This window comes from Bosea sp. BIWAKO-01 (genome assembly GCF_001748145.1).
Classification (GTDB): domain Bacteria; phylum Pseudomonadota; class Alphaproteobacteria; order Rhizobiales; family Beijerinckiaceae; genus Allobosea.
This window is the reverse complement of the sequence record NZ_BCQA01000001.1, coordinates 5,166,634-5,187,513: the sequence shown is the minus strand read 5'-3', so window position 1 is coordinate 5,187,513 and position 20,880 is coordinate 5,166,634. Positions and strand designations below refer to the sequence as shown.

Annotated in this window: 21 protein-coding genes and 1 pseudogene; 16 read left to right on the top strand and 6 right to left on the bottom strand. The window is 64.7% G+C overall.

Annotated elements, in window-relative coordinates; all coding sequences use genetic code 11:
• Window positions 1-5 precede the first annotated feature (5 nt).
• The 5 genes from BIWAKO_RS24290 to BIWAKO_RS24275 form a co-directional block, all read right to left on the bottom strand.
• A complete protein-coding gene (locus BIWAKO_RS24290; RefSeq protein WP_069880844.1) occupies window positions 6-908 on the bottom strand; it encodes a GntR family transcriptional regulator in 903 nt (300 codons plus the stop codon).
• Window positions 909-980: 72 nt separating this feature from the next.
• Window positions 981-1,949 carry a Bug family tripartite tricarboxylate transporter substrate binding protein gene (locus BIWAKO_RS24285; RefSeq protein ID WP_069880843.1) on the bottom strand — a complete coding sequence of 323 codons (969 nt, stop codon included), beginning with the start codon at window positions 1,947-1,949 and terminating at the stop codon, window positions 981-983.
• 44 nt (window positions 1,950-1,993) lie between these two features.
• On the bottom strand, window positions 1,994-4,663 hold the full coding sequence (gene acnA, locus BIWAKO_RS24280; protein WP_069880842.1) for an aconitate hydratase AcnA: 2,670 nt from the start codon (window positions 4,661-4,663) through the stop codon (window positions 1,994-1,996).
• A gap of 50 nt (window positions 4,664-4,713) precedes the next feature.
• Window positions 4,714-4,917, bottom strand: coding sequence for a hypothetical protein (locus BIWAKO_RS35530; protein ID WP_141740212.1), 204 nt, complete (start codon window positions 4,915-4,917; stop codon window positions 4,714-4,716).
• An 84-nt stretch (window positions 4,918-5,001) separates the two neighbouring features.
• The gene (locus tag BIWAKO_RS24275) at window positions 5,002-6,042 is read right to left on the bottom strand and encodes an agmatinase (protein WP_069880841.1); all 1,041 of its coding nucleotides are present in this window, start codon (window positions 6,040-6,042) and stop codon (window positions 5,002-5,004) included.
• A 212-nt stretch (window positions 6,043-6,254) separates the two neighbouring features.
• On the opposite strand from BIWAKO_RS24275, the gene BIWAKO_RS24270 reads away from it, so the two are divergent.
• The 12 genes and pseudogenes from BIWAKO_RS24270 (at window position 6,255) to BIWAKO_RS24215 (ending at window position 15,822) form a co-directional block, all read left to right on the top strand.
• Window positions 6,255-7,112 (top strand): LysR substrate-binding domain-containing protein, encoded by an 858-nt coding sequence (locus BIWAKO_RS24270; protein ID WP_069880840.1) that lies wholly within the window; start codon window positions 6,255-6,257, stop codon window positions 7,110-7,112.
• A gap of 170 nt (window positions 7,113-7,282) precedes the next feature.
• A complete protein-coding gene (locus BIWAKO_RS24265) occupies window positions 7,283-8,350 on the top strand; it encodes an ABC transporter substrate-binding protein (RefSeq protein WP_084651759.1) in 1,068 nt (355 codons plus the stop codon).
• A gap of 5 nt (window positions 8,351-8,355) precedes the next feature.
• A complete protein-coding gene (locus BIWAKO_RS24260) occupies window positions 8,356-9,246 on the top strand; it encodes an ABC transporter permease (RefSeq protein ID WP_069880838.1) in 891 nt (296 codons plus the stop codon).
• The gene (locus tag BIWAKO_RS24255) at window positions 9,243-10,076 is read left to right on the top strand and encodes an ABC transporter permease (protein ID WP_069880837.1); all 834 of its coding nucleotides are present in this window, start codon (window positions 9,243-9,245) and stop codon (window positions 10,074-10,076) included. Before BIWAKO_RS24260 ends, BIWAKO_RS24255 begins: the two co-directional genes overlap by 4 nt.
• 10 nt (window positions 10,077-10,086) lie before the next feature.
• Entirely contained in the window at window positions 10,087-11,190 is a 1,104-nt protein-coding gene (locus tag BIWAKO_RS24250) for an ABC transporter ATP-binding protein (protein WP_069880836.1), read from the top strand.
• A 24-nt stretch (window positions 11,191-11,214) separates the two neighbouring features.
• Window positions 11,215-12,012 (top strand): transporter substrate-binding domain-containing protein, encoded by a 798-nt coding sequence (locus BIWAKO_RS24245; protein ID WP_069882740.1) that lies wholly within the window; start codon window positions 11,215-11,217, stop codon window positions 12,010-12,012.
• 3 nt (window positions 12,013-12,015) lie between these two features.
• Window positions 12,016-12,684 (top strand): amino acid ABC transporter permease, encoded by a 669-nt coding sequence (locus tag BIWAKO_RS24240; RefSeq protein ID WP_069880835.1) that lies wholly within the window; start codon window positions 12,016-12,018, stop codon window positions 12,682-12,684.
• A complete protein-coding gene (locus BIWAKO_RS24235; protein ID WP_069880834.1) occupies window positions 12,681-13,325 on the top strand; it encodes an amino acid ABC transporter permease in 645 nt (214 codons plus the stop codon). The genes BIWAKO_RS24240 and BIWAKO_RS24235 overlap by 4 nt, the downstream gene beginning before the upstream one ends.
• A 147-nt stretch (window positions 13,326-13,472) precedes the next feature.
• Entirely contained in the window at window positions 13,473-14,306 is an 834-nt protein-coding gene (locus BIWAKO_RS24230; RefSeq protein WP_069880833.1) for a GNAT family N-acetyltransferase, read from the top strand.
• A 166-nt stretch (window positions 14,307-14,472) separates the two neighbouring features.
• Window positions 14,473-14,952 carry a hypothetical protein gene (locus BIWAKO_RS24225; protein ID WP_069880832.1) on the top strand — a complete coding sequence of 160 codons (480 nt, stop codon included), beginning with the start codon at window positions 14,473-14,475 and terminating at the stop codon, window positions 14,950-14,952.
• 305 nt (window positions 14,953-15,257) lie between these two features.
• Window positions 15,258-15,446, top strand: a pseudogene (locus BIWAKO_RS24220) (helix-turn-helix domain-containing protein); the annotation flags it as partial.
• Between the two features lie 115 nt (window positions 15,447-15,561).
• The gene (locus BIWAKO_RS24215) at window positions 15,562-15,822 is read left to right on the top strand and encodes a hypothetical protein (protein ID WP_069880830.1); all 261 of its coding nucleotides are present in this window, start codon (window positions 15,562-15,564) and stop codon (window positions 15,820-15,822) included.
• A gap of 59 nt (window positions 15,823-15,881) precedes the next feature.
• On the opposite strand, the gene BIWAKO_RS24210 is transcribed toward BIWAKO_RS24215, so the two are convergent.
• Window positions 15,882-16,124, bottom strand: coding sequence for a hypothetical protein (locus BIWAKO_RS24210; protein ID WP_069880829.1), 243 nt, complete (start codon window positions 16,122-16,124; stop codon window positions 15,882-15,884).
• Between the two features lie 250 nt (window positions 16,125-16,374).
• Between BIWAKO_RS24210 and kdpF the strand changes: the two genes are divergently transcribed.
• The 4 genes from kdpF to kdpC are packed head-to-tail and all read left to right on the top strand — an operon-like array spanning window position 16,375 to window position 20,870.
• On the top strand, window positions 16,375-16,461 hold the full coding sequence (kdpF, locus tag BIWAKO_RS37415; protein ID WP_069880828.1) for a K(+)-transporting ATPase subunit F: 87 nt from the start codon (window positions 16,375-16,377) through the stop codon (window positions 16,459-16,461).
• A 26-nt stretch (window positions 16,462-16,487) separates the two neighbouring features.
• Window positions 16,488-18,197, top strand: a complete 1,710-nt coding sequence (gene kdpA, locus BIWAKO_RS24200) for a potassium-transporting ATPase subunit KdpA (RefSeq protein WP_069880827.1) — start codon at window positions 16,488-16,490, stop codon at window positions 18,195-18,197.
• A gap of 20 nt (window positions 18,198-18,217) precedes the next feature.
• On the top strand, window positions 18,218-20,254 hold the full coding sequence (gene kdpB, locus BIWAKO_RS24195; protein WP_069880826.1) for a potassium-transporting ATPase subunit KdpB: 2,037 nt from the start codon (window positions 18,218-18,220) through the stop codon (window positions 20,252-20,254).
• 22 nt (window positions 20,255-20,276) lie between these two features.
• Window positions 20,277-20,870, top strand: a complete 594-nt coding sequence (gene kdpC / locus BIWAKO_RS24190) for a potassium-transporting ATPase subunit KdpC (RefSeq protein ID WP_069880825.1) — start codon at window positions 20,277-20,279, stop codon at window positions 20,868-20,870.
• Window positions 20,871-20,880 lie beyond the last annotated feature (10 nt).

Here is a 20,880-nt window from a genome sequence, read left to right as displayed (position 1 = left end):
GCCTGCTAGGGGGCGAGGAGCGGCCGGATGCTGGATAGGTTCTCGATGGTATGGCCGAGATGCTGCCGCAGCCTCTCGGCCGCCTCCTCCTGGCGGCCCGCGGCCAGGCTGTCGAGAATGGCGAGATGCTCCTCGCATTGCTTCCGATAGCGTTTGCGGTCGAGCATCGAACGATAGGAGAGCAGCCGGCGGATGCGGTTGATCCGCCGGATCGTCTCGAGGAAGAACGGATTTCCGGAGCCGGCGACGATCGTCTCGTGGAAGCGGACACCGCGTTCGTGGAGTGCGTCCGCGCTGTCTGTCTCGATCGCCCCGTCGAGGAGCCTGCGCTCGGCAGCCCTGCAAGCCGCGATGCTCTCGGGCGCAAGATGATAGCCGGGTTCGAGCAATGCTGCAGGCTCCAGCGCCAGCCGCAGACGGTAGGTCTGCTCGAGGCTCTCCGGGGTGGTGAGAACCGGCGTGAAGCTCCAGCCATAGCCCGGGCGGCGCTCGGCCCAGCCCTCCTGGCTGATCCGCGTCAGGACAGCATTGAGTTCGGCGCGGGTCAGCTCGTAGCTGTCCCTGAGATCGGACTCGGTGACCTGCTCGGACAACCGGCCGCACAGATGGTCGTCGGCGATGCGGAAATAGGCCTTCGTCACACTGTCGGGTTCGGCAAGGCCAAGGGCTTCGCCGGAGGGAGGCGTTCCCTCGGCGACGAAATAGCCGCGATTGTGCTCGTGGCTCAGGACGCCCTTCTCGGCAAGCAGCTGCAAGGCCTGACCGACGGGAAAGCGCGACACGCCGAAACGCGTCGCGATATCCTGTGAGCGCAAATGTGTCCCGGTGCCCAGATGCCCCTCTCGGATCTGATCGAGAATCCGAGCAGCGAGCGGGGTCGCCAGGTCTCGTCTCCCACTGCCTGCCATCGTCCCAGCCCTGCCGGCGCCAGCGCGCCCGACTGTGGCTCTAGGTGATGACATGGCTCGCAGGCAAGGTGCCTATTTCACCAGCCCGATCGTGCGCAGGATGTCGCCGACCCGAACCTGCTCTTCCCTGAGGAAGGCTGCGAAGGGCTCCCCGGCAAGATAGTAATCGTCCCAGCCGCGCGCCTTCAGCAGCGCTTTCCACTCGCCGCTCGCAACCATCGTATCGAAGAGCTTGGTCAACTGAGCCTTCTGTTCGGCGCTGATGCCCGGCGCGGCCATGACCGCCCGCCAGTTGACCACCTCGACATCGTAGCCGAGCTCCTTCAGCGTCGGTACATCGACGCTATCCAGCCGCTTGCCCGAGGAAATGGCCAGCGCGCGCAGCTTGCCGGCCTTGATCTGGCCCTCGAATTCGCCATAGCCGGAAACGCCGGCCGTGACACGGCCTCCGAGCATGGCCGCGAGCGCCTCCCCGCCACCGGAGAATGCGACATAGTTCACCTTGCCGGCATCAGCGCCGGCCACCTTCGTCACGAGCGCTGCAAGAATATGATCGGCGCCTCCCGCCGATCCGCCGGCCCAGGTCACCCGAGCGACGTCGGCCGTGATCGCGGCGAGGAAGTCCTTCATCGTCTTGTGCGGCGACGTCTCGGGAACGACGATGACCAGCGGATCGCCGGTGAGACGCGCAAGCGGCGTCACCTGGTCCAGCGTGACCGGCGACTTGTTGGTCAGGATCGCCCCGACCATGGTGATCCCGTTGACCAGGAGCTGGCTCGAATCACCCTTGGCTCCGTTGATGAACTGGGCAAGCCCGATCGTGCCGCCGGCACCGGTGACATTCGTGACCTGTACGCCGCGAACGGCCTTCGTCTCGGTCAACACCTGCTGGATCGAGCGGGCGGCGCCGTCCCAACCACCGCCTGGCCCCGCGGGAGCAATGATCTTGAGTTCCTGCGGCGGCGTCTGGGCCGTCGCCAGTTCTGGCGTCATCGCCATCGCGGCAAGCAGGCCCGCTGCGAAAATTCTGCCGATGGTCATCTCGATCCTCCCCGATCGTGTTGGATTGGGCGCGATTGCGCCGGTTACGCCCGCGCTTGGCCGGGCAACTCTTCGCCGCTGACGGTGAAGGACGTGGCGGGTGCCGTCAGGTGGCGCCCGAGGATCAATGGAATGATGCCGCCGGCGCGCAGCGTCGCGCATTCGAGCGCGGTCTCGACTGCGGCGCGCAGGAAAAGCGGTTGGTTACGCCCGGTCTTGCGATGAAGCCTTGCCGGCACCTCGCAGCGCGGAAGGATGGCGTGCGGCAGGGCTTCGATCTCGATCATGTCGCCTGGCGCAAGCGCCAGCGCTTCGACGCCCTCCCCGGCCGAGAGCGACAGCGGCAGAATGCCCATCCCGATCAGGTTGGACCGGTGGATGCGCTCGAAACTCTCAGCCAGAACCGCTGCGACACCGAGCAGGCCGAGAACCTTGGCCGCCCAGTCGCGCGACGAACCGGTGCCGTATCGCTCACCCGCGACGACGACCGTCGCCTCCCCCGACTGGCGATAGCGCTCGGCCACTCGCCAGAGCGGCAGGGTCTCGCCGCTCGGAACATGGACGGTCGAGCCGGGTGCGATGCCTGGCGCGAGACGGTTGACGACCGTGCGATTGGTGAAGAGGCCGCGCAGCATGACCTCCCAGTTGCCTCGCCGCGAGGCATAGACGTTGAGGTCTCGGGCATCCTGGCCCTGTGCGATCAGCCATTGCGCGGCCTCGCTCTCGGACGGGATCTGGCCTGCTGGGGAAATGTGATCCGTCGTGATGTCGTCACCGAGCACGATCAGTGGGTGGGCGCTGTAATGGCCGAGCCGGGCCGGGTGATCTGCTCGGGCAAAGGGCGGCGGACGCAGATAGGTCGATGTCGGATCCCAGGGGAACCCTGGGCTCGCCGGCGCATCGAGCTCCGTCCAGTTCCTGCTCGCAGAGGCCTGTGCGAACGCCTGCGCGAAGTCGACGGGCTCAAGCGCTTGCACAAGCGCGGCATCGATCTCGGCTCCGCTCGGCCAGAGCATCGCCAGGTCGACAGAGGTTCCTGCGGCCGTGGTTGCGAGAGTGCCCTTGGTGATGTCGCGATCGGCATCACCCGCGAGGGCATAGGCGACGACCAGCGCCGGAGAGGCCAGGAAGCCGGCATCGATCTGGCCATGGACGCGGCCGGGAAAGTTGCGGTTGCCGGACAGGACCGCGACAGGAAGGACCGTGCCCGCGCGGGCGGCTTCATCCATTACAGGATGAAGTGGGCCGGAATTTCCGATGCAGGTGGTGCAGCCATAACCAACGATTCCGAAGCCGAGCGCCTCGAGTTCCTCGAGCAGGCCGGCACGCCGAAGATAGCGCTCGGCCGCGGGTGAACCAGGTGCGAGTGATGTCTTGACCCAGGCGGGGGGCTTGAGGCCGAGCTGGCGTGCCTTGCGTGCCACCAGGCCTGCGGCCACCAGCAGCCGCGGATCGGACGTATTGGTGCAGCTTGTGATCGCGGCAATCGCGACGGGAAAGCGTGGCAATCCGATCCCGGGCGCCTGCGCCTGCGGCATCGACTCGAGCGCGGGAACCACCTCATCCGGCGCGACCAGATCCTGCGGTCGGCGCGGGCCGGCGAGGCTGATCGAGACCGCCGCCAGATCGATCTCGACGATCTCGGTAAAGCGTGGCTGCGCCTGCGGGTCGAACCAGAGGGCTTGAGACCGAGCGTAATCAGAGACGAACGCGATATGCTCCGGCTTGCGACCCGTTTGAGCGAGATAGGCCAGCGTCGCGTCATCGATCGGAAAATATCCGGTCGAGGCGCCGAACTCCGGCGCCATATTGGCGATGACAGCGCGCTCACCGCCCGACAGTGTCGCAGCCCCTGGCCCAAAGAACTCGACGAATGCGCCGGCAACGCCCTGGGCACGCAGCCGTTGCGTCACCGTCAGCGCGAGATCCGTCGCGCTGACGCCTTCACGCAGGCGGTTGATCAGGCGCACGCCGATCACCTCGGGAATGCGCATCATCACCGGCATGCCGAACATCACGCTCTCGGCCTCGAGCCCGCCAACGCCCCAGCCGAGCACACCGATGCCATTAATCATCGGGGTGTGGCTGTCGGTGCCGATCAGCGTGTCGGGAGCCGCCCAAAGCCGGCCGTCGACGGTGTGGGGCGCGACGACTGTCGCGAGTTGCTCCAGATTGATCGTGTGCATGATGCCGGTGCCGGGCGGGTGCACCCGGACGCCGTCAAGGGCCAGCGTCGACCATTTGAGAAAGCGGTAGCGCTCGCCGTTTCGCTTGTATTCCCGTTCGAGATTGACGCGCATCGCGTCCGGCGACGCGGAGAGATCGACGCCCAGCGAATGGTCGACCGAGACGTCGACCGGAAGGATCGGGCTGAGCTGCCTGGGATCACCGCCGGTTTCGGCGATCGCGTCGCGCATGGCTGCGACATCGACCAGCGCGGGAGTGCAGGTCGTGTCATGCATGAGGACACGACCTGGCAAAAAGGCGATCTCGACATCCGAACGCCCGCTCGCGAGCCAGCCGCGAAAGCCCTGCAACGCCGCTTTGCGCTCGTCAGCTCCCATAGGCTGCCGAATGACGTTTTCGGCGAGAATGCGCAGGACATGCGGCAGGCGAAGGAGGTCGGTCCCGAGCGTCGCCTGCAAGTCCGCAACCACATAGTCACGGCCGGCAAGGCGGCTTGTCCTGGAAGTCGAGGATGGGTTTGGAATCATGCCTCATAATGCATATTAACGACCATAAATGCAATATTGCTCGACCTGTCTCAATCGTCGCTGAACGTCCAGGCGTTGCGGGCGCTACCACCGACCCGACAGCCCTTCATGATCGTCCAGTTGCTGGTGTCGGCAGCCAGCAGGGTACAGCGGCAATCGCCGCCGCCCTTTTCCGTGTAGGAGACACCAGTCGCCCGTGAAACCACCGCCTCCCCACCGGGCGCCCGGACACCGGTCCTGTACAGATCAGGCACGCTGAACCAGGGGCCCGGGATCGCTGAAAGGCGGAAGGCGACAGCCAGAGAATTGATCTGCGCTGCGATCAGCCTAGGGCAGGGTCACTTCTTGAAGGCCACGAGGCAGAGCAACTGGAACAGGATCTGCGCCGCCACTTGCGCGGTATTGGTCGTCGGGTCGTATTGTGGAGCAACCTCGACGACATCGCCGCCGATGATGTCGACGCCTGCGACCCCACGCAGGATCTCCAGCACTTCGCGCGGCAAGAGCCCTCCGACCTCGGGAGTGCCGGTACCAGGGGCGAAGCCCGGGTCGATGCTATCGACGTCGAAGGAGACATAGACTGGTCCGGAACCGACCACGGCCTTCGCCTTCTCGATCACCGCGGCAAGCCCCATGGCGCCAACCTCTTCGGCATGGATCACGGTCATTCCGGAATCGAAGGAGAACTCCCAGAGATATTCACCGCCACCCCGAATGCCGATCTGGACCGTCCGCGTGGGATCGAGCACGCCGGCCAGGACCGCCTCCCGGAACGGGCCACCGTGATGGAATTTCGAGCCTTCGTAGGGCCCGGCGGTATCGCAATGCGCGTCGATATGGATCATGCCGACCGGGCGCCTGGCGCCCAGCCCCTTCAGAATTGAGCCGGTGATCGAATGGTCGCCTCCAACCGAGAGCGGAATCGTCGCTGTTTCGCCGATCATGCGGTAGCAGGCTTCGATATCTGCATGGCAATCAGCCAGGCTGTAGCGACTGCTGAGCGCGATATCTCCGACATCGGCGACACGTAATGGGCCGAGCGGGGCGACGCGCAGGACATGCTCGTATGGTCCGATGCGCTCGACGGCGCGGACAGCGCGGGGCCCAAGCCGGGCGCCGGCACGGTTGGTCACGCCCAGATCCATCGGCACGCCGATTAATGCGACGTCGAGCCCGGCGAGTTTTTCGGCCGAGAGCCCGTCCGCGAGAAAGGGAGCGTCGAGGAAGGTCGCGGGATCGGCGAACGGCCATTTGCGCCGGTCCGAACCCTGAAAGATGGTGTCCGCGACGGCCTTGAAATGTGGATCGTGCATCTCGCCACCGCCGGCCGAAGCGTAGCGCTGGCGCAAGCGGTCAAGGGCGGCATTGTCGAAGGGCATGGCAACCTGCGGGGAATGATGCGGAAGCCCGGAAGGCTGGCACCAGAGCCGTGCGGCCGGAACGGCGAAAACGCACGCGGCCCTATAAACGAAACTGAACAGGCCCCTCTTTTGCCTCCTCCCGGCGGCGGTCTGACGACGCTCGGGCGGGTGGCTGCAAACCTGCCGGTATGGCTGCGTAGAACCATCTTCGATGATATGGTGCGGGCCGCATGCTGGAACTCGACCCCTATCTGCTGCGCGCCTTCCTGACCGTTGCTGAAGTCGGAACGGTCAATGGCGCCGCCTTGTCGCTGAACCGCACACAGGCGGCGGTCAGCATGCAGATTCGCAAGCTCGAGGAACTGCTCGGGAGCGACCTGTTCGAGCGTTCTTCGAAGGGCCTTGAGTTGACCAATAACGGCGTTCTGCTCACGCCCTATGCCCGCGAAATCCTGAGACTCAACAGCGAGATCGGAAAACGCCTCAACGGCAAGATGATCGAAGGGCGGGTTCGGCTCGGCGTCGTCGAGGATTTCGCCGCGACGCGTCTCATCGAAATCCTGAAGTCCTTTCGAGACCAGAACCCCAAGGTCGACATCGATATCATCGTCGAGCCGAACAAGCGCCTTGCCGCGATGTTCGAGAACGAGAAGCTCGACATCGTGGTCTGCGACACGACACGGCTCAACCGCAAGCCAACCCTGGTCTGGTCCGACCGGCTGCTCTGGGTTGTGCGCTCGGACATGGTGATCTCTACGAGTTCGCCATTGCCGATCATCATGTTCGAGGAATCCTGCCCCTGGCGCACGCCGGCGCTCACCGCTTTGTCGGGTCATGACCTGCAGTGGAAGATCGTTTGCGAAGCCTCGACGCTGGTTGCCATGGCGACTGCCGTGCGCGTCGGCATCGGCATCGGCCCGATGATCGCGGCGACGATCCCGGAGGATTGCCGGGTGCTCGACCATGCCGCCGGACTGCCTGAACCGGTGGAGGTCAGCATCGGGCTTTATTCCCGGACCGGCGCGCCGGGCGAAGCGCGTTACCTCTCGGATTTCATCGCGCAGCAGAGCGACCTGCGCCGCCCCTGAACCGGTCCCGGCATTCACGCCCGCTTATAGCCGGACAAGCATTTTCGCCCTACCGCCGCGCCCTGCTTGTGAGTGCAATCGTGTCTCTGAACGGCTCGGGAGCCTGATCGTCCCGCACGATCGGCACAGCCTGTGGCCCCTCGACCCTCTGGCGCGAAGGACCTGACACCATGACGATGACACGCCGACATCTTCTGTCCCTGATGGGCGCGACCGGCGCCGCAGGGCTCGCCTGGCCGCATGTGGCCAGGGCTCAGACCGCGAGCGGCCTCACCGCTGTCGAGTGGGGCGGCGACGTCGTGGAGGCGATGAAGCAGGTCGCCACCAAGCAAACTGCTGCGCAATTCAACTGGGTCCTGCACCAGGGCGGAGCCGGAGCGATCCTGCCCAAGATCAAAGCGGCCTGGCCCAAGGTCGACTATGACTACATCGCCGGCTGGGAGGGTTCCTTCAACAGCATGATCGCCGAGGATTGGGTCGAGACCATCACGGCGGCCGATATCCCCAATCTGGCCGATATCCCGGAAAAGATCATGATGCGGGATGCCAAGGGCAATGTGAAAGCAGTGCCCCGCGCGATCGGGGGCATGTATTTCGGCTACCGGACCGACACCGCCCCCTTCGCCATCAGCAAGATCGACGACCTCTTCGACAAGCGCCTCAAAGGTGCGATCTGCTGGCCCGGGCCGACCCAGAGCATGATGCTGCAGATCGTCGCGCTGGCGCTGCAGGGCGGCGGCAACGAATCCAATATGGAGCCGGGCTGGAAGCTGATGAAGGACCTGGCGAAGTCCGGCAATATCGGCCGAATTGCCGTGACCGACGTCGATTTCACCAACTCATTCACGTCCGGCGAGACCTCCGTCGGCTTCTTTGCCGAGCCGAGCTGGGCTGCGGTCGCCAAGAATTTCAAGATCACCCGCCTGACCAAACAGGCAGGCATGGCGACCTTCCTCTACCAAAGCGGCTTTGCCGTCATGAAGAACCGGCCGAACCGCAAGGCGACCTGCGATTTCATCAACTTTGCGATCAGCCCCGAAATGAGCACGCTCTACGCGAAGGTGGCTGGCGAAGCGCCATTGAACAGCAAGGCTGCCATACCGCCAGAGCTGGCTCACCTCTCCTTCACGCCAAAGGAGTTCGAGAGTTTCGTGCATGTGCCGGACTACAAGGTCGTGCTGGGCCAGCAGGATGCCTGGGCCAAACGCTGGGAGTCCGACATCGCGCCACTGCTGTGAGTGCCATGACCGCCATCCCAGTCCAAGACGCGCCGGTCGCGATCCCTGCGCCGCCCCGCGCGACATTCTTCCTGCTCGCGCCAGGCTTGCTGCTGCTGTTCGCCATCTTTGCCCTGCCCCTGTTCGGGCTCGTGCTGGAAAGCCTCAAGCAATATGTGCCGGGCCGGGTCGGCTCGGCCGCCAATGCCCCTCTGACGTTGGAGAATTATCGCGAGCTCGCGACGCCCTCCTTCGCGGGCGTGCTCTACGAAACCTTCAAGTTGAGCACAGCGGCATCCCTTGCTGGACTGCTGGCGGCGTTTCCACTGGCCTATTGCATCGTGCGGCGGTTTTCGCCGCGCCAGCGCGCCGCCTGCATCGGCCTTCTGGTGATGCTGATACTGCTCAGCATGCTGGTGCGCACCTACGCGCTCGAACTGGCCTTCGGCTCGGTCGGGGTTGCTCGTCCATTGCTTCTGGCGCTCGGGATTTCTCCGACAAGTCGCTGGTACACAGAGACCCTGGTCGCAGCCGGCTTGCTGCATGCGATCGTGCCGATGTGCACGCTGACCCTTCTGGGAACGATCCAGAATATCGATCCTCGCTTCTGCGATGCGGCCCAGTCGCTGGGCGCCCCGGCCTGGAAGGCCCATCTCGGCATCACGGTTCCGCTGGCCCTGCCCGGGCTGGTCTCGGCATTCCTGATCGCCATGACCTTTTCGATCAGCGCCTTCGTCATTCCGATGGTGCTCGGCAAGGGGCGCGTTCTGTTCCTTTCGAATACGATCTACACACGCTTCAGCGACGTCGCGAACTATCCCAGCGGCGCCGCGGTCTCGATCGTGATGCTCGCCATCTCGCTGCTCGTGCTGTCTCTGGTTTCGCTGGTGCAGCGTCATAGGGGCTCGCGCTCATGACCGGTAGCGCAAAGCGCCTTGGCGACCGGCTCCTGGGTGGCGCGATGATTGCCATGCTGGTTCTGGTGCTCGCCTTCCTGGTGACGCCGCTTCTGGTCACCTGCCTGCTCGCCTTCGACGCCCGCAGCTTTCTTGGCCCGTTACCGCCGCCGGCGCTGTCCATGCGCTGGTTCGAGAAGCTGGTTTCGCTCGACTACGTCACCACCGGCCTGGCGACCAGCCTCAAGATCGCCGTCCTCACGACCGCCGTCGATGTGCTGGTCGGCACGGCCGCCGCGGTCGCGCTCGATCGCAGTAATTTTCCCGGTCGCTCGCTGCTGATGGCCGCGTTCCTTTCGCCGCTCATCGTGCCGGCGGTGGTGATCGGCTTTGCGTTGCTGCTGTTTCTGTCGCGCATCGGCATCGTCGACGGCTTCACCAGACTGCTCTGCGGCCATATCGTGATCACCCTGCCCTATGTCGTGCGCACCGTGCTCGCCAGCCTGACCGGTCGGGACAGGCGCCTGACAGAAGCGGCACTGGTCCTTGGCGCGACGGAACGCCAGGCCTTCTGGAACATCACGCTGCCCCTGATCCGGAGCGGCATGATCACAGGCGCAGTCTTCGCCTTCGCCGTATCGTTGGACGACGTTGCAGTCAGCATGTTCCTGACGGACCCGTCGACCTACACCTTGCCGGTCGCCCTCGTCAGCAACATGCGCGCGTCCTTCGATCTCACGATCGCAGCCGCTGCCGTTCTCCTGATGGCGGTCAGCGCCGTCCTCATCATCGTTCTGGAGCGCTTCGTCGGTTTCGACCGCCTGTTGGGCCAGGGGCTGTTTCGTTCATAGGGGTCACGCCGTGAGCAACGCCGTCGAATTTCACAGAGTCAGCCGTCGCTTCGGTGCCGTTACAGCCGTCGATGACGTTTCCTTCTCGATCGCCGCCGGCGAAACCGTTGCTCTGCTCGGGCCGAGCGGCTGCGGCAAGACCAGCATCCTGCGGGTCATTGCCGGCTTCGAACGGCCCGACCACGGCACGGTCAGCATCGGAGGCCGCGACGTCACTGCACTCAAGCCCTATGAGCGCAATGTCGGGCTGCTGTTCCAGCACTATGCCCTGTTCCCGCACATGACCGTTGCGGAGAACATTGCCTACGGACTGCGCCACCGCGGCACTGACAGGCGCGAGATTCCCGATCGTGTCGAGGCGATGCTGGCGCTCGTAAGGTTGCAGGGGTTCGGCAGCCGCCGGCCGCATCAACTCAGCGGAGGCCAGCAGCAGCGCGTCGCCCTCGCCCGCGCCCTGGCCACGCGGCCAGGCCTCATCCTGCTCGACGAACCGCTTTCCGCGCTTGACGCCAAGCTGCGTCAGGATCTGCGCGCCGAACTCAAGCAGGTTCTGGCCGCCGTCAATTCGACGGCGATGGTCGTCACCCATGACCAGGAAGAGGCGATGAGCCTTGGTGAACGCGTCTTCCTGATGCAGGCGGGCCGTATCGTCCAGGTCGGCGCCCCGTCGGACGTCTATGGTCGCCCCGGCTCGCGCTTCGCCGCCGACTTCATGGGGCGCACCAACTGGATCGAAGCCCAGGTGACGCGGCGCGAAACCGGCCTCGCCCGGGCTCTGAGCCGATCGGGCCTGTCGCTCACCGTGCCGGACTGCCCATCGGACGCAATCGACATCTGTGTCCGCCCCGAGAACATCATCCTGTCCACCGCCGCCGATGCTGATCCGGCTGGAATGGCCAACAGTGCGAAGGGCAGGATCCTCAATGTCGCCCTGCTCGGCTCCACCCGCCAGATCCTGGTCGAGATGGCCGGCGGCGAGCAGATTCTCGTGATGCAGGCCAACCGTGTCGGCGACGGTCTTGGCCCAGGTCAGGCCGTGACGATCGGCTTTCCGGTCGATGCCTGCATCACCATGCCGTCCGGCAACGCGACCGGACTTGCCGCCTCACTCTAGCGTTCTCAGGGAAGGATGAACGATATGACCACGACCTCCTCGATCAAGACATCGCTGCTGGCACTCAGCCTGCTGGCCGGCATCGGCCTTGCGACGGCCCCGGTTCGTGCCGACGCTCTCGACGACATCACGAAGGCAGGCACCCTGAAGGTCGGTGTCTTCGCGGATTTTCCGCCCTTCTCATCGGCCAGCGCCGATATGAGCCTCAAGGGCTATGACATCGACATCGCCGAGACCATAGCCAACGCGCTGAAGGTGAAGCTCAACCTGGTCAACGTAACCGGCCAGAACCGCATCCCGTATCTGACCGAGCGTCGGGTCGACATCCTGCTCAGCGTCGGCCACAGCGCCGAGCGCGAGAAGGTCATCGATTTCACGGCCGCCTACGCCCCCTACTACATCGCCGTCATCGGCCCGCAGGCCTTAAAGGTCGAAGGCAAGGCGGACCTCGCGGGCAAGTCGATCGCGGTGAGCCGCGGCACGCTGGAAGACACGTCGCTCACCGAGGCTGCGCCGCCCTCCGCCGACATCAAGCGCTTCGACAGCTACAACTCCGTCATCCAGGCCTTCATTTCCGGCCAGGCGCAGCTGATGGTCGTCGGCAACGATGTCGGCGCCCAGGTGCTCTCGCGCCAGACGACATTGAAGCCCGAGCAAAAATTCCAGCTGATGACGTCGCCGGACCATATCGCGCTGAACAAGGACGAGCCGCGTCTCAAGCAGGCACTCAACGAGATTGTCGCCAGGCTGCTTGCCGATGGCACGCTGAACAAAGCCTCGCTCAAGTGGCTCGGCAAGCCGCTTGATCCCAAGGATCTCTGAAGCTTGGCCTACAGCCTCAACTTCGACTGGCTGAGCCAGGCCTCCGAACCCATCGCGCGCGGCGCGATGGCGACGGTGGGGTTGATCGCCGTCACGACCGTGCTTGGAACGGTCTGCAGTGTGTTGGGGGCAGCGGCGGTGCGCAGCCGCTCTCCCTGGCTGCGCGGCATGGTCGGCAGCTATGTCGAGCTGATCCGGAACACGCCGTTTCTGGTCCAGCTCTTCTTCATCTTCTTCGGCTTGCCCAGCCTTGGCCTGCGGCTTGATCCTGCAGTCGCAGCGATCCTCGCGATGACGATCAACCTCTCGGCCTATGGCACCGAGATCGTCGCTGCGGGGCTGGATGCCGTACCCATTGGTCAGAGGGAGGCCGGCCGCGCACTTGGGCTGCGACCCGCGCTGGTCTTCGTCAAGATTGTCCTGCCGCAGGCGCTGAAGGTGATTTTCCCGGCACTGCAGAGCCAGGTCATCATCATGATGCTGGAATCCGCGGCGGTGTCGCAGATCTCGGTGCGCGAACTGACCTATGAGGCGGACATGCTGCAGGCGCGCAGCTTCCGCGCCTTCGAGACCTATTTCGTCGTCACCATGGTCTATCTGACGCTGAGCATTGGGTTGCGCCGCATCTTGGGCCTGACCGGACGGAAATTCCTGATCGGGGGGGCGTCCTGATGGACTTCACCTTCTGGGACATCCTGCGCAACCTGCTGCTCGCGACACGCTGGACGGTCCTGCTCTCGATTGTCGCCTTCATCGGCGGTGGCGTGGTGGGAATGGCGATCCTGCTGGCACGGGTCTCATCCCGTCACTGGCTGCGTCATGTCGCCGAGCTCTATATCGGGCTCTTCCAGGGCACGCCCCTGCTGATGCAGCTGTTCCTGGTCTTCTTCGGGCTTCCGCTGATCGGTTTCCGCATCGAACCCTGGTCCGCTGCTGTCGTCGCCCTGACCCTCTGCGCCAGCGCCTATCTCGCGGAGATCTGGCGCGGCGGGGTCGAGGCCCTGCCAAAGGGCCAATGGGATGCCGCCAAAAGCCTTGGCCTGCACTATCCCAACCAGATGCGGCTCGTGATCCTGCCTCAGGCCTTTGCGATCACACGAGCGCCTGTGGTCGGCTACCTCGTGCAACTCGTCAAAAGCACGGCGCTGACCTCGATCATCGGCTTCGACGAGTTGATGCGAACCTCCAACGCCATCTCGAATGCGACCTTTGAGCCTCTCACCGTCTATGGCCTGGTTGCATTGATCTATTTTGTCATCTGCCTGCCGCTCACCCGCTACGCCCGCCATCTGCAGGCTCACGCCCCGGCCTGAAGAACGGCAAGCTGTCGCACAGGGGATCATGCAGCCGACTGCGTGCCGGCGCGGCCTACGCCTCTGGTCCGCTGCCTATGCAATATCGAGCGCATGGCGCTAAACTGGCTCCATGCAAATCGTCATACGGGATAGGCCCATAGCTGAATGAGCGAGCATCTCATTCGCAAGCTCGAAATGCCTGAAGTCGCGCAACTCATGGACTGGGCGGCGGACGAGGGCTGGAATCCCGGCCTCAATGACGCTGCGGCGTTCCGCGCGACCGACCCTGAGGGCTTCATCGGTGCCTTCGTCGACGGCGAGATGGTCGCCGGCATCTCGGCGGTTGCCTATGGTACGAGCTACGGCTTCATCGGCCTCTATATCTGCCGCCACGACATGCGCGGCTGCGGTCACGGCAAGGCCGTCTGGGAGGCCGGCATGGCGCGGCTTGCTGGGCGCACGATCGGGCTCGACGGAGTTGACGAACAATTCGAGAATTACCGTCGAAAGGGCTTTGCGCCTGCCTACCGAACTATCCGTTTCGGAGGTGCCTTTTCGCGGCTCCCGGTTGATAGCCGGATGGTGAACAACGTCAGCCCGGATCTTCTGCTCCACGTCATGGCCTTTGACCGAAGGGTTTTTCCGGAATCGCGGGACACCTTCCTGAGGCACTGGCTCATGCCGCCGCATCGAGCGTGCGTCGCAACCTCGGATGGCGCGGTCACCGGGTACGGGGTGATGCGCAAGTGCCGTTCAGGCTGGAAAATCGGCGCGCTATCCGCAATCGACCACGCGACGGCTGCGACGCTCGTTCAGCATCTGGGCTCTGCTGTGGAGGGCGACGTCTATATCGACGTTCCAGCCGCGCGGCAGCGGTTCATCGACATGTTGGTCGGTGCTGGCCTTCGGCCTGGTTTCGAGACGACGCGAATGTATCTCGGCAGACCGTTTCCTCTGGCGCCCGAGTTGTTCGGGGTGACCACCCTGGAACTCGGATAGGTGGCACCGCACTGCGGGTTGTTCGGCGGATACGGTCTCGACCTTGCGCCGGACAAACGGCCTGCGACTGCGCGGTCGCACGATCTTGCCCTCGACGCTTGCCTGAACCGCGAAAATGGAGTGCCATCTCCGAGCCGGCGGTGGCCGGGCATTGGGAGACCAGACCATGGCTAGACAAGTGATCCTGGCAGCCGCGTCGGCATTCGTGCTCGCGACCGTCTTTTCCTCACCGTCCCAGGCACTGACGATGAAGGAATGTAGTACGAAGTATCAGGACGCCAAGAAGGCGAATACTCTGAAGGGCCAGAAGTGGAACGATTTCCGCAAGGCCCAGTGCGGTGATGACGATGCCGCAGAGAGCGACGCGGCCGCAGCTGTCCAGGATGCTCCCGTAGCTCCGGCTCCAGCTGCCGCACCGGCAACGCCCGGAGCCAAGCCTGCCGCCGCTCCTGCGCGGGCCAAGCCGGCAGTGTTCCCCAAGACGGTCGCGCAGAAATACACGGATGAGTCGCCGGGCAAAGCCCGGCTGAAGACCTGCGCCGATCAGTACAATGCCAACAAGACCGCCAACGCCAACGGCACATTGAAATGGATCGAGAAGGGCGGCGGCTACTGGAGCCAGTGCAACGCCAAGCTGAAGAGCTGACACGCTCTGGCGGCGGCCCAGGCCGCCGCCATATTGCTCAATATTCCCATAATGATGCGATAATTTTCGCTATCGGAACATGAGGCCTCCAGCTCATCGCAGCCGGGTCGGCCCGGCCTGACGAGGTTCGTTGGATAGGCGACCTGTGCACGCCAGTTGCCGTAGCGGAAGGTCGCATACTCAGGATTAGCATTTACCTCCCGTTAACTCTTTTCTCCCCTTTTTGGATCGTCTTCTGAGCTGGAGCTGGGGGCTCAAAAAGGGAAGATGACATGCAGGCTTTCGACCCTGAGAACGGTGCCGAACATCTCGTCGGACGACCTGTCGCAGATGTCGAGCGCGATCTGATCCTCGCCACCCTGAAGGAAACCGGCGGCAATCGCACCCATGCGGCCGCCATGCTTTGCATATCGATCAGGACGCTTCGCAATAAGCTCGGCGCCTATGCCTCTGACGGCTACGCGATTCCAGAACCTGGCCAATCCGCGCATTGAGAGATTCTGCGGCGATAAATGGGCTGCTTGCATTGGATCGGCGGCCCATTTGGCCATATCTTGGCCATTAATGCGGCAAAATCTAACAAGCTGTCGCCTGCGCAGGATCCGCATCATGAAGAGAGCCACGTTACTCGCCATGGTGCTGATCTCCGGCGGTCTCGCTGCCTGCCAGACCATCACAGCGGCAGAACAGCGTAGCGCCGACGAGGTCCGCTGCCGATCCTATGGCTTCCGGCCAGGCACAGACGCTTTTGCGAAATGCCTGCTCGACGTCGATCTGGCTCGCGCGGCGGCGCGCCTCTATCGCTTCGAAAACGCAGGGGGGCCCGGTTGGGGCTATTATCCCTATGGAGGACGCCCCTGGTACTGGTGAGTACTGCCTCGAGCCGTCACGCCCTGGCGCGGCGCGTGGGGCTTAGTCCTGGAACTGCTTCACAGAACCATGCGCTCATGCAGGTCGATGATCTTGCAGTCGATAGCAGGGGTACGGTTGCCGCGATGATGCAGCGTGCGGCGCTCTTTCTGTTCCGGGCCAACCCAGATCCGCACCGTTTCGAGAAGGAGGTTGTCGCGCTCGATCATGCTCAGATCGGCAACGCGGTATTCGCGAGACAGTGGCCCCGCGAGCAGGCCGTAGGCCTTTAGATCCCGGCATTTCCTGATGGTCATGACCATCGCTCCGCGGGGCCCCTGCAAGGCGCAAGGCCGGTGACCAGCAAAAGATCGTTGCTGCAGGCGATCTTTATGGAACCCTTATGTCTCCCCCCTGCCTTTCCCCTCGACCCCTTACTGCCCCAGGCACCACATCTCCGGTCTAACCTGACTGGAGATTGGCCATGGCCGACATCGTCTTCATTGCGCTCGGGCTCGGAGCCTTCGGGCTCTTCGCGGCCTATGCTGCGCAGTTGCGCAAGGTCTGACGACCATGGCGCTCACCTGGCTTTACGGGGCCGCGGCGCTTGGGCTCGCGGTCTACATGGTCGCTGCGCTGCTGCGCCCCGACCGCTTCTGACACAGCTTTCATAAAGGAGACCTCGCATGGACTGGCGGGGCTGGGCCGAGATCGTTTTCACGATCGCGCTGACTGTGGCCGTGGGTTGGCCACTTGGAATCTTCATGGCTCGCGTCTGGGCGGGCGAACGAACCTGGCTCGATCCAGTGCTGAGACCGGTCGAAGCCCTGGCCTATGCGGCCTTTGGCGTCGATCGCCATAGGCAGCAGAGCTGGTTTGCTTACACTGGCGCGCTGATTGCCTTCAGCGCCGCCGGGTTTGCGCTGCTCTACGGGATGCTGCGCCTGCAGGGCGTGCTCCCGCTCAATCCGCAAGGCTTTGACGGGCTGTCGCCGCACCTGGCCTTCAACACCGCCGTCAGCTTCGTCACCAACACGAACTGGCAGTCCTATGGCGGCGAGACAACGATGAGCAATCTCAGCCAGATGGCTGGGCTCACCGTGCAGAACTTCGTCTCGGCCGGCGCTGGCCTCGCGGTCGCCGCTGCATTGTCGCGCGCCTTCGCTGCGGATCGCGGCGAGGGCCTCGGCAATTTCTGGGTCGATCTGACCCGTTCAGTCCTCTACGTCCTGCTCCCGCTGTCCATCGTCACGGCCCTCGCGCTGGTTGCGGCCGGTGTGCCGCAGACACTGCTCGCCAATGTCGAGGCTTCGACTGTCGAAGGCGCGAAGCAGGTGATCTCGCTGTTCCCGACCGCGAGCCAGGAAGCCATCAAGCAATGGGGCACCAATGGCGGCGGCATCTTCAACGTAAACTCGGCGCACCCGCTCGAGAATCCGACGCCGCTGACCAACCTGATCGAGGTGGTTTCACTGAACGCGCTCGCCTTCGGCACGGTCATCGCCTTCGGCCGTGTCGCCGGCGCACGCCGCGAGGCGCGCGCGCTGATCGCGGTCATGGCGATCCTCGTCGGCGTCGCGGCCTCGGCCATCTACGCGTCCGAGACGCTGACGCCGCAGCCGGCGATGATCGCCGCCGGCATCCCCGATGCCTCCGCCAACATGGAAGGCAAGGAAGTCCGCTTCGGCGCCCCCACGTCGGCCATGTGGGCCGCCCAGACCACCGGTGCCTCGAACGGCTCGGTCAATTCCATGCATGGCAGCTACATGCCGCTCGGAGGCGGCGTTGCGATGTTCCTGATGCAGCTCGGCGAGATTCTGCCCGGCGGCGTCGGTTCCGGCCTCTACGGCATGGTGGTGATGGCGCTGCTCGCGGTCTTCGTCGCCGGCCTGATGGTCGGGCGCACACCGGAATATCTCGGCAAGAAGGTGGAGGCACGTGAGATCAAGTTCGCGATGCTGGCGGTGCTCATCCTGCCTCTCTCGATCCTCGGCTTCTCCGCGATCGCTGCGGTGCTGCCGGTCGCGCTCGAGGGACTGCTCAACAAGGGGCCGCGCGGTCTGACCGAAATCCTCTACGCCTACTCCTCGGCGACGGGAAACAACGGCTCGGCCTATGCCGGCCTGACCGCCAATGCGCCCTGGTGGAACACCACGCTCGGCATCGCGATGCTGCTTGGCCGCTTCGCCTATGCCATTCCGGTGCTCGCCATCGCGGGCGCCATCGCAGCCAAGCCGAAACTCCAGCCCACCGCCGGCACTCTGCCTTCTGACAGCCCGCTCTTCGTCGGCCTGCTGATCGGCATCATCCTGATCCTGGGTGGCCTGCAATTCTTCCCGGCGCTCGCGCTCGGACCAATCGTCGAGCACTTCCAGGTGCTTGCGGCGGCTCGTTGAGCCGACAAGGGAAAGCTTCCATGAGTATGTCCTTCGTCAAATCCTCCAGCTTCGACCAAGGCGTCGTGCTGACGGCGCTGAAGAGCGCCTTCGTCAAGCTCGACCCGCGCAAGCTCACCGGAAACCCGGTGATCCTGGCCACGGAGGTCGTCGCGGCGCTCGCGACGGTTTCCGCCGCGGTTGCCCTTTCCGCCGGCGCACCTGCCGGATTTCCGATCCAGATCGCGGCCTGGCTCTGGCTGACCGTGCTCTTCGCCAATTTTGCCGAGAGCATCGCCGAGGGGCGTGGCAAGGCCGCGGCGGATTCGCTTCGTGCCGCCCGCGTCACCACCAAGGCCAAGCTGATCATCGACCCTGAGCGGAATGCGATGATCCCGACCCCGGCCCACAAGCTCGTTCCGGGCGATCTCGTGCTGGTCGAGGCCGGCGACGTGATCCCGGCCGATGGCGAGATTATCGAGGGTGTCGCCTCGGTCAACGAGGCCGCGATCACCGGCGAGTCCGCTCCGGTGATCCGGGAGAGCGGCGGCGACCGCTCGGCCGTCACCGGCGGCACCACGGTGGTCTCCGACTGGATCAAGATGAGGGTCACGTCGCAGCCGGGCTCCTCCTTCCTCGATCGCATGATCGCGATGGTGGAAGGCGCCGACCGACGCAAGACACCCAACGAGCTCGCTCTTGCCGTGCTGCTCGCCGGCCTGACGCTGGTCTTCCTGGTCGCAGTCGTCACGCTGACCGGCCTGGGTGCCTTCTCCGGCATCGCGCTCGATCCCATGGTGCTCGGTGCGCTCTTCGTCACGCTGATCCCGACCACGATCGGCGGATTGCTCAGTGCGGTCGGCATCGCGGGCATGGACCGGCTGCTCAAGGTCAACGTGCTCGCGACCTCCGGGCGCGCGGTCGAAGCGGCGGGCGACATCGACACGCTGCTGCTCGACAAGACCGGCACGATCACCTTCGGCAACCGCATGGCGGTCGAGGTCATCCCGGCGCCGGGCGTTCGCCCGGACAATGCGCTGCGCGCCGCGCTCATGGCCTCTCTCGCCGACGAGACCCCCGAGGGCCGCTCGATCGTCGAACTGGCGCGGGAGCAAGGCATTACCGCCAGCATTCCTGACCATGCGACCGCGATCGCGTTCAGCGCGACGACGCGTCAGTCGGGCCTCGACGATAACGGGCAGTCCTGGCGCAAGGGCGCAGTCGATGCCGTGCTGACCATGCTCGATCTGCGCGACGGCCAGGTCCCGACCGAGATGCGCCACGCGGTCGACCGCATCGCCCGCTCGGGCGGCACGCCGCTCGCGGTCAGCGAGAACGGTGCGCTGGTCGGCGTCATCCACCTCAAGGATGTGGTGAAGCCTGGCGTCAAGGATCGCTTCGCCGATCTTCGCCGCATGGGTGTGCGCACCGTGATGATCACCGGCGACAATCCCGTCACCGCTGCGGCCATCGCTTCCGAAGCCGGCGTCGACGATTTTCTCGCCGAGGCGACGCCGGAGGACAAGCTGCGCATGATCCGCACCGAGCAGGCCAAGGGCCGTCTCGTCGCAATGTGCGGCGACGGCGCCAATGACGCTCCGGCGCTGGCGCAAGCCGATGTCGGCGTGGCCATGCAGACCGGCGCGCAAGCGGCCCGCGAGGCCGGCAACATGGTCGATCTCGACAGCGATCCGACCAAGGTCCTGGAGATCGTCGAGGTCGGCAAGCAGCTCCTGATCACGCGCGGAGCACTGACCACCTTCTCGATCGCCAACGACGTCGCCAAGTATTTCGCGATCATCCCGGCCCTGTTCGTGGCGGCGCTGCCGGCCTTGGGCGCCCTCAACGTCATGGGGCTCACAAGCCCGCACAGCGCCATCCTCTCTGCCGTGATCTTCAACGCGCTGGTCATCGTCGCGCTGATCCCGCTCGCCCTGCGCGGCGTGCGCTATCGCGCCATCGGCGCCGCCAAGCTGCTCTCGCGCAACCTCACCCTCTATGGCATCGGCGGGCTGATCGCGCCCTTCGTCGGCATCAAGCTGATCGACATGATCGTCGCAGCCCTGAAGCTCGCCTGACGCCGCGGACAAGGAGCAACCCATGCTGTCCCATCTTCGCCCCGCCATCGTTTCGATGGTGTTCTTCACCCTTCTCCTCGGCCTTGCCTACCCGCTCGGCGTCACCGGTATCGCCGGCGCGGCCTTCCCGTCCCAGGCCGGCGGTTCTCTGATACGCAATACGCAAGGCGAGATCGTCGGTTCGCAGTTGATCGGCCAGAACTTCAAGGGCGACGCCTATCTGCGTCCCCGCCCCTCCGCCGCCGGCAAGGACGGTTATGATGCCGCCGGCTCCTCGGGCTCGAATCTGGGGCCCTTGAACGAGGACCTCGCTGCGCGGATCAAGGCCGATGCCGACGCGCTGCGGGAGGCCGACGGGAAGGGTTCCCTGCCGGCCGATGCGGTTACCGCTTCCGCTTCGGGTCTGGATCCCCATATCTCGCCGGAGAACGCGGCCCGCCAGGTCGCTCGCATCGCCAAAACCCGCGGCATCGCCCCGGACCAGGTTGCGGCGATCATCGCAGCGAACACGCAGGAGCCGACCTTCGGCTTTCTCGGTCGCTCGCGTGTAAACGTGCTGACCGCGAATCTCGCCCTCGACGCGCGTTACCCGAAGCCGCAAGCTAAGGCGCCATGAGCCCAGCATT

Bases quoted from the DNA above. Each gene is read 5' to 3' on its own strand.
- BIWAKO_RS24290 (WP_069880844.1), bottom strand. From the start codon at position 908: ATGGCAGGCAGTGGGAGACGAGACCTGGCGACCCCGCTCGCTGCTCGG.
- BIWAKO_RS24285 (WP_069880843.1), bottom strand. From the start codon at position 1,949: ATGACCATCGGCAGAATTTTCGCAGCGGGCCTGCTTGCCGCGATGGCG.
- acnA (WP_069880842.1), bottom strand. From the start codon at position 4,663: ATGATTCCAAACCCATCCTCGACTTCCAGGACAAGCCGCCTTGCCGGC.
- BIWAKO_RS24275 (WP_069880841.1), bottom strand. From the start codon at position 6,042: ATGCCCTTCGACAATGCCGCCCTTGACCGCTTGCGCCAGCGCTACGCT.
- BIWAKO_RS24270 (WP_069880840.1), top strand. From the start codon at position 6,255: ATGCTGGAACTCGACCCCTATCTGCTGCGCGCCTTCCTGACCGTTGCT.
- BIWAKO_RS24265 (WP_084651759.1), top strand. From the start codon at position 7,283: ATGACGATGACACGCCGACATCTTCTGTCCCTGATGGGCGCGACCGGC.
- BIWAKO_RS24260 (WP_069880838.1), top strand. From the start codon at position 8,356: ATGACCGCCATCCCAGTCCAAGACGCGCCGGTCGCGATCCCTGCGCCG.
- BIWAKO_RS24255 (WP_069880837.1), top strand. From the start codon at position 9,243: ATGACCGGTAGCGCAAAGCGCCTTGGCGACCGGCTCCTGGGTGGCGCG.
- BIWAKO_RS24245 (WP_069882740.1), top strand. From the start codon at position 11,215: ATGACCACGACCTCCTCGATCAAGACATCGCTGCTGGCACTCAGCCTG.
- BIWAKO_RS24230 (WP_069880833.1), top strand. From the start codon at position 13,473: ATGAGCGAGCATCTCATTCGCAAGCTCGAAATGCCTGAAGTCGCGCAA.
- BIWAKO_RS24225 (WP_069880832.1), top strand. From the start codon at position 14,473: ATGGCTAGACAAGTGATCCTGGCAGCCGCGTCGGCATTCGTGCTCGCG.
- BIWAKO_RS24215 (WP_069880830.1), top strand. From the start codon at position 15,562: ATGAAGAGAGCCACGTTACTCGCCATGGTGCTGATCTCCGGCGGTCTC.
- BIWAKO_RS24210 (WP_069880829.1), bottom strand. From the start codon at position 16,124: ATGGTCATGACCATCAGGAAATGCCGGGATCTAAAGGCCTACGGCCTG.
- kdpF (WP_069880828.1), top strand. From the start codon at position 16,375: ATGGCGCTCACCTGGCTTTACGGGGCCGCGGCGCTTGGGCTCGCGGTC.
- kdpA (WP_069880827.1), top strand. From the start codon at position 16,488: ATGGACTGGCGGGGCTGGGCCGAGATCGTTTTCACGATCGCGCTGACT.
- kdpB (WP_069880826.1), top strand. From the start codon at position 18,218: ATGAGTATGTCCTTCGTCAAATCCTCCAGCTTCGACCAAGGCGTCGTG.
- kdpC (WP_069880825.1), top strand. From the start codon at position 20,277: ATGCTGTCCCATCTTCGCCCCGCCATCGTTTCGATGGTGTTCTTCACC.